Origin of the sequence: Pedobacter miscanthi (assembly GCF_003315595.1) — a bacterium.
Classification (GTDB): Bacteria; Bacteroidota; Bacteroidia; order Sphingobacteriales; family Sphingobacteriaceae; genus Pedobacter; species Pedobacter miscanthi.
In genome coordinates this window covers 1-8,196 of sequence record NZ_QNQU01000054.1, presented here as the reverse complement: position 1 = coordinate 8,196, position 8,196 = coordinate 1, and the positions used below count along the sequence as shown (strand labels likewise).

Genomic DNA, 8,196 nt, shown 5'->3' with positions numbered 1-8,196 from the left:
TTATTGGCTACCATTACTGGTGCATTAACGGTTACAGTTACTGTTCCTGTTTGGAATGAACCCGGATTCAGTTTATCCTCAATTCTGTACGCTACAGTATAGGTACCCGCTTTTGTATTCGGAGCAACATTTACTGCGCCTGTAGCCGGATCGAGGGTTACATTAGGATCAGTGGTTGATAACTGGCTTAAATTAACGTTGGTTAAGGTAGCCGGCGAACCATTGTACGAATCGTTTGAAAGTACATTTGGTACAGCCACACCTCCAGTAAATCCATTTGCCGAACCAGCATCGCTATTGGCCACCATTACTGGGGCATCTACCACTACGGTAACGGTAGCCTGTGTGGTTAAACCTGGATTTAATTTATCTTCTATCTGATAAACTACAGAATAAGTACCTGCCGGAGTACCCGGGGCCACATTAACTGCGCCTGTGGTTCCATCTAAAGTAACATTGTTATTTGTAGTAGATACCTGGGTTAAGGTTACATTGGTTAAAGTTGCAGCGGCTCCGTTATAACTATCGTTTGCCAATACATTGTTAACCGCGGTTCCACCTGTTACACCATTAACCTGTCCGTTATCTGTATTAGCGATCATTACCGGAGCAGTTACCGTAATGGTTGCGGTTGCTTGTTTTATTTCGGTTGTGTTAACACGATCGGTAATGGTATAAACTACTTTATAAACTCCTGCAGGGGTACCTGGTTGAACATACACCTGTCCGTTACCTACATTTAATTTCACATTTGGATTTTCAGTAGATATTTCGGTTAAATAAACACCAGTTAGTGTAGCAGGTGCGTTATTGAATAAATCGTTGGTTAATACATTCGAAACTGCTATTCCTCCGTCAAAACCATTTGCAGAACCATTATCATCAACTGCCAGCATTGGAGCAGCAGTTACCGTGATGGTTACAGTTGCCTGGGTAGTTTTACCTGGGTTTAATTTGTCTTCAATCTGATAAACCAAAGTATAAGTAGCCTCTGGTGTACCTGGTGCTACATTTATTTTTCCTGAAGCCACATCTAAGGTTACACCAGGGTTTGAAGTAGAAATTTGGCTCAGGGTAACATTTGCCAGTGTTGCCGTGCTACCATTATAGCTATCATTTGCCAATACATCAGCAATCGCCGTTCCACCTGAAATGCCATTAATTGCTGCTGCATCATTTGTAGCTACAAGTGCAGGTGCACCAACGGTAATGGTTACAGCGGCTTGTTTGGTTTGGCCAGGGTTCAGTTTATCCTCGATCTGGTAAACAACAGTATAATTACCGGCCGGTGTATTTGGTGCTACATTAACCTGTCCCGATGTAGGATCTAAAGTAACATTTGCATTTGTGGTCGAAACCTGCGTCAAAGTTACATTGGTTAAACTTGCAGGGCTTGTACCATTGTAGGTATCGTTTGCCAGTACATTAGGTACAGCTACACCACCGGTAAAGCCGTTTGTGGTTCCGGTATCGCCGTTTGCAGTCATTACAGGTGCATTAACCGTTACAGTTACACTTGCCTGTTTGGTTGATCCAGGGTTCAGTTTATCTTCAATCTGGTACACCACGGTATAAGTACCCGCAGTGGTATTTGGTGCTACATTAACTGCACCAGTAGCCGGATCTAAAGTAACGTTGGTATTTGTAGTCGAAACCTGTGTTAAAGTTACATTGGTTAAGCTAGCTGCACCACCGTTATAGCTATCGTTGGCCAATACATTATTAACGGCTGTTCCACCGGTGAAACCATTTGCAGTGCCGGCGTCGTTATTTGCCACTAATGCAATTGGGTCAACAGTTACGGTTACACTGGCAGTAGTTTTCTGACCAGGGTTCAGTTTATCTTCAATCTGGTATACTACAGTGTAAGTACCGGCAGTGGTATTTGGTGCTACATTTACCTGTCCGGTTGCCGGATCTAAAGTAACATTCGCATTTGTAGTCGATACTTGTGTTAAAGTTACGTTGGTTAAAGTTGCAGTTGTACCATTATAAGTATCGTTTGCTAATACATTAGCAACAGCTACACCACCAACAAAACCATTTGCCGAACCTGTGTCGTTTGTAGCAACAAGCGCCGGTGCACCAACAGTAATGGTTACAGAGGCTTGTTTGGTTTGACCAGGGTTCAGTTTATCCTCAATCTGGTAAACTACAGTATAAGTACTGGCCGGTGTATTTGGTGCTACATTAACCTGTCCCGATGTAGGATCTAAAGTAACATTTGCATTTGTGGTCGAAACCTGGGTTAAGGTTACGTTGGTTAAAGTTGCAGGACTTACTCCATTATAGGTATCGTTTGCCAATACATTAGGAACAGCAACACCACCAACAAATCCATTTGCAGTTCCGGTATCGCCGTTTGCAGTCATTACAGGTGCATTAACCGCTACAGTTACATTTGCCTGTTTGGTTGAACCAGGGTTCAGTTTATCTTCAATCTGGTACACCACGGTATAAGTACCCGCAGTGGTATTTGGTGCTACATTAACTGCACCAGTAGCCGGATCTAAAGTAACGTTGGTATTTGTAGTCGAAACCTGTGTTAAAGTTACATTGGTTAAGCTAGCTGCACCACCGTTATAGTTATCGTTGGCCAATACATTATTAACGGCAATTCCACCGGTGAAACCATTTGCAGTTCCGGCGTCGTTATTTGCCACAAGTGCAATTGGATCAACAGTTACGGTTACACTGGCAGTAGTTTTCTGGCCAGGATTCAGTTTATCTTCAATCTGGTATACTACAGTATATGTACCGGCAGTGGTATTTGGTGCTACATTTACCTGTCCGGTTGCCGGATCTAAAGTAACATTTGCATTTGTGGTCGAAACCTGCGTTAAGGTTACATTGGTTAAAGTTGCAGCGGCACCATTGTAAGTATCGTTTGCCAATACATTAGAAACAGCTACACCACCAACAAATCCATTTGCCGAACCTGTGTCGTTTGTAGCCACAAGTGCAGGCGCACCAACCGTAACAGTTACAGAGGCTTGTTTGGTTTGACCAGGGTTCAGTTTATCCTCGATCTGATAAACCACGGTATAAGTACCGGCCTGTGTATTCGGCAATACATTAACTGCACCAGTAGCAGGATCTAAAGTTACATTTGCATTTGTGGTCGAAACCTGCGTTAATGTTACATTGGTTAAAGTTGCAGCGGCACCATTATAAGTATCGTTTGCCAATACATTAGAAACAGCTACACCACCAACAAATCCATTTGCCGAACCTGTGTCGTTTGTAGCCACAAGTGCAGGCGCACCAACGGTAACAGTTACAGAGGCTTGTTTGGTTTGACCAGGGTTCAGTTTATCCTCGATCTGATAAACCACGGTATAAGTACCGGCGTGTGTATTTGGCAATACATTAACTGCACCAGTAGCAGGGTCTAAAGTAACATTTGCATTTGTGATCGAAACCTGCGTTAAGGTTACATTGGTTAAAGTTGCAGCGGCACCATTGTAAGTATCGTTTGTTAAAACATTAGGAACAGCCACGCCACCAACGAAACCATTTGCAGAACCGTTGTCTGTGTTGGCCACCAAAGCTGGTGCAGAAACGGTAACTGTTACAGTTGCATCTGAAGTTAAGCTTGGATTTACCTTATCTGCAATGCGATAAACTAAAGTATAGGTTGCTGCCGGTGTGTTTGGATCAACATTAATCTTACCTGTAGCTATATCTAAAGTAACTTTCGGGTTTGAGGTAGAAACCTGCGAAAGGATAACTTCGTTTAGTGTTGCCGTTGTACCATTATAGGTATCATTAGCCAGAATATTGTTAACAGCTGTTCCACCAACAAAACCGTTAATTGTACCCGAATTGTTTACAGCCAGAATGCCAGGAGCATTTACGGTAACGGTTACACTAGCTGATTTGGTTAAACCCGGATTTAATTTATCCTCGATCTGATAAACTAAGGTATAGGTTCCGGCTGGTGTATTTGGCGCTACATTAACCTCACCTGTATTTACATTTAGGGTAACTTTTGGATCGCTGGTTGATACCTGGGTTAAATTAACATTGCTTAAAGTAGCCGGGTTACCATTATAGGTATCATTAGCTAAAACATTCGGAACTGCTACCCCACCGGTAAAGCCATTGGCCGCACCATTATCGGCTGTAGCCACTAATGCAGGTGCAGTAACCGTAATGGTTACGCTTGCTGTAGTTTTCTGACCAGGGTTCAGTTTATCCTCGATCTGATAAACAACTGTATAAGTACCCACCGGGGTATTTGCCGCAACATTTACCTCTCCGGTAGCCGGATTTAAGGTTACGTTCGCATTTGTTGTAGAAACCTGGGTTAAGTTTATATTGGTTAAAGTTGCCGGGGCACCGTTATAAGTATCGTTTACTAAAACGTTAGGAACAGCCACGCCACCGGTAAAACCATTCGCAGTACCCAAATCGGCATTTGCGATCATCTGTGGTGCCGTAACGGTAACTACCGCATTGGCTGTTTTAACCTGTGTTGGATTTATTTTATCAAGGATCTGATAAACCACGGTATAAGTACCCGCCGGGGTATTTGAAGCAACATTTACTTTACCTGTAGCAGGATCTAAAGTTACATTCGCATTTGTGGTCGAAACCTGTGATAAAGTAACCTGAGCCAAAGTAGCCGGATTACCGTTGTAGGTATCGTTCGCCAATACATCTGCTATTGCTAATCCACCAGTTAAACCATTGGCTGTACCCGCATCATCATTAGCAACCAGAACAGGTGCACCTACAGTGATGGTAACAGTTGCAGTTTTGGTAGAGCCCGGGTTTAATTTATCAGTAATCTGATAAACTAAGGTATAGGTACCACCTGGTGTATTCGAATCAACATTAATTTTGCCTGTAGTTACATCTAAAGTAACTTTCGGGTTTGAGGTCGAAACCTGCGATAATGTTACTTCATTTAAGGTAGCAACGTTGCCATTGTAGGTATCGTTTAATAAAACGTTATTTACTGCGGTACCACCTGTTGCACCATTTATGGTTCCGGCATCGTTATCAGCTATCATATCCGGCGCGGTAACCGTAACTACTGCATTAGCGGTTTTGGTTTGACCAGGATTTAGCTTATCTGCGATCTGGTACACCACGGTATAAGTACCGGCCTGTGTACCTGCGGCAACATTTACTTTTCCTATTGCCGGATCGAGGGTAACTTTAGCATCTGTGGTAGATACCTGGGTTAAAGTAACATTAGCTAAAGTTGCCTGTGCTCCGTTATAGTTATCATTAGCCAGTACATTGTTAATGGCTGCACCACCTGTAAACCCATTAATGCTACCTGCATCTGCATTGGCAGCTAAGGCAGGACTTGTTACCGTTACGGTAACAGTAGCCGTTTTAGTTTGCGAAGGAACCGGATTAACCTTATCCTGAATCTGGTAAACCAAAGTGTAATCGCCTGCAGGAGTGCCGGCGGCTACATTAACCTTACCCGTTGTAGCATCTAAGGTTACGTTTGGATTAGAGGTAGAAACCTGCGACAGGTTCACATTGCTTAATAGTGCAGTGCTGCCATCGTATGAGTCGTTAGCTAAAACATTGTTTACAGCTGTACCTCCGGTAAATCCGTTAACTGTTCCGTTATCATTGTTAGCAATAATGGCTGGAGCCGTTACGGTAACCGTAACGGTGGCCTGTTTGGTTAAACCAGGGTTTAATTTATCCTCGATCTGGTAAACCACGGTATAAGTACCCGCAGGGGTGTTTGCAGCTACATTAACCTGTCCGTTTGTAGGATCCAGGGTAACGTTCGCATTTGTTGTAGATACCTGCGTTAAAGTTACATTAGATAGTATTGCCGGTGCACCATTGTAAGTATCGTTTGCCAGTACGTTATTAACAGCAGTACCGCCGTTAAATCCATCAACAGTTCCATTGTCCTGATTTGCCACCATTACCGGTGCAGTTACGGTTACAGTAACTGTTGCATTTTTAAATAAACCAGGATTAGCTTTATCTTCTATTTTATATACCAGGGTATAAGTTCCTGCTTTTGTATTTGCAGCAACCATAACCTCTCCTGTTGAGGTGTTCAGGCTTACCTTCGGATCTGAAGTAGAAACCTGCGTTAAATTAACTTCGCTTAAGCTTGCTGTGCTTCCGTTGTAAGAATCGTTTGCAAGCACATCAGCAACTGCTACGCCACCTGTTAAACCATTTGCCGATCCATTATCATCATTGGCGATCATCGGAGCAGGGTTTACAGTAACGGTTACGGTTGCCTGTTTTGTTAATGTTGGATTTAACTTATCTGTAATCTGATAAACAAGGGTATACGTGCCTGCAAGTGTATTGGCAGCAACATTTACTTTTCCGGTAGTTACATCTAAAGTAACATTTGGATTTGATGTTGAAACCTGAGTTAAGGTAACATCGGTTAAAGTAGCTGTATTTCCGTTGTATTTATCATTTGCTAAAACATTATTAACCGCTGTACCGCCGGTATAACTATTTACGGTGCCATTATCTGCATTGGCAATCATTTCTGGTGCTTCAACAGTTACTACGGCATTTGCCCTTTTCTTTTCCGTTGGATTTAGAAGATCTGTAATCTCATAAACAACGGTATAGGTACCTGCAGGGGTTTTAGGATCAACAATAACTTTTCCGGTGCCGGCCTCAAGATTGACTTTTGCATTAGAAGTCGATATCTGCGTTAACGAAACCTGACTTAAAGTAGCTGTATTTCCATTGTAAGTATCGTTTGATAATACATTGTTAATACCTGTACCGCCTGTTAAACCGTTTACTGTACCGGCATCATCTACGGCTACCATCACTGGTAAATCAACGGTTACAGTTACTGTAGCTGTTTTAGTTAATGATGGGTTCAGTTTATCGGTAATAATATAGGTTAAGGTATATGTTCCTGCCGGTGTATTCGGATCAACCGTTACATTGCCATTGGTTGTATTTAATTTAATTTTTGGATCAGAAGATGAACTTAGCGTTAAGGTAACATCGTTTAATGTAGCCGGGTTACCATCGTAAGTATCATTTGCCAATACATTATTAACAGCTATACCACCGGTATAACCATTGGCATTGCCATTATCGGCGTTGGCCACCATAACCGGCGCATTAACCAATACTGTAGCTACTGCCTGAGATACTTTAGAAGCATCTAAAAGATCGGTAATTTTATAGGTAACCTGATAAGTACCTGCCGGTGTTTTAGGATCAACGTTAACTTTTCCAGTACTTAAATCAAGGTTAACTTTTGCATTATTGGTAGATACCTGCTCTAGTTTTACATTACTTAAAGTAGCCTGCTGACCTCCGTTTACCTCGTCGTTTACCAGTACATTATTAATTGCAGTACCACCTAACAATCCGCCTATGCTTCCGCTATCATCTTTAGCAAGGATGTTTGCAGCGCTTACCGTAATTGTAATTTTAGCATTTGAAGTTTTGGTTGCATCTAATTTATCGGTAATCTGATACTCAACAACATAAACACCAGCCGGTGTATTCGTAGCTACATCAACCGAACCTGTGCTTAAGTTAAGTGTAATTTTTCCGGCACTGTTGTTAGAAACCTGGCTAATGGTTACAGAAGCCGTGGTTGCAGAATTATCAACCCCGTTGTAGGTATCGTTGATTAAAATATTTGCAACTGCATTTCCGCCTGCTGTTCCTGACGTTCCAGTATCATCTTTAGCCAATAAGTTTCCATTAGTAATGGTTACTACGGCGTTAGCTGATGATGATTTGGTAATATCAAGTTTATCGGTAATGGTGTAATTGATCGTATACACACCAACCGGAGTGTTTGGTGCTACAGTTACCTCGCCTGTTGTAGTATTTAAAGTAACCTTACCATTGCTATTGTTATTATTTTGGGTAATGGTAATATTTGCTGCCGAAGCCACACCCGAGTTTGCAACACCATNGTATAAGTACCAACCGGAGTGTTTGCTGCTACAGTTACTTCGCCTGTTGTAGTATTTAAAGTAACCTTACCATTGCTGTTGTTATTATTTTGGGTAATGGTAATGTTTGCTGCCGAAGCCACACCAGCGTTTGCAACATCGTTATAGGTATCGTTGCTCAATACCGAAGTAATGGCTGTTCCGCCTGTGGTACCGTTTTGTGTACCTGCATCGTTAACAGCTGCTATTGTGCCATTGGTAACGGTTACAATCGCATTAGCTGATGATGATTTGGTAACATCAAGTTTATCGG

Annotated in this window: 1 protein-coding gene; it reads right to left on the bottom strand. The window is 42.3% G+C overall.

Annotated elements, in window-relative coordinates; translation table 11 throughout:
• Positions 1-7,883 (bottom strand): beta strand repeat-containing protein (locus tag DRW42_RS28210; RefSeq protein WP_208643670.1); only part of this gene is annotated, 7,883 nt, incomplete at its 3' end.
• Positions 7,884-8,196: the final 313 nt, after the last annotated feature.